Below are 399 nucleotides of genomic sequence, written 5' to 3' on the forward strand. Positions count from 1 at the left end.
GCATCGGCCAGCTGACGATGCGAAACCTCGACATCATCGACACGCGCAACAAGCTGATGATCTACACGCGGAGCGGGCTGCTGAAGCCGTCGAAGAGTAGTGGCCTACCGGAGCTACCGTCTGCCGATGCCGAGAAGAAGAAATCAGAGAAGTAGGGTACGCAGAAACCGCGTACTCTCGATTCTCGCTCGGAAGACCACCAATCAGAGCGGAAACGCGCTAGTCTTCGTCGTGTGGAAGCCGCACGTCATGAACTAGCGAGGTTCGTCGACTCGCTCTACGGCGTGTCAGACGCACCCGAAGTTCTTTTTCACTATACCTCGACAAAAGGTCTGCTCGGCATACTCGACGATCGCGTCTTGTGGGCGTCAGAGCTGCGCTATTTGAACGACAGTGCTG

Annotated in this window: 1 pseudogene; it reads left to right on the forward strand. The window is 56.4% G+C overall.

The features are described from left to right. Positions 1 to 155: pseudogene (locus tag I6F37_RS43265) on the forward strand (argininosuccinate synthase); the annotation flags it as partial. Between the last annotated feature and the right edge of the window lie 244 nt (positions 156 to 399).

This window comes from Bradyrhizobium sp. NBAIM08 (assembly GCF_020193935.1).
GTDB lineage: Bacteria > Pseudomonadota > Alphaproteobacteria > Rhizobiales > Xanthobacteraceae > Bradyrhizobium > Bradyrhizobium yuanmingense.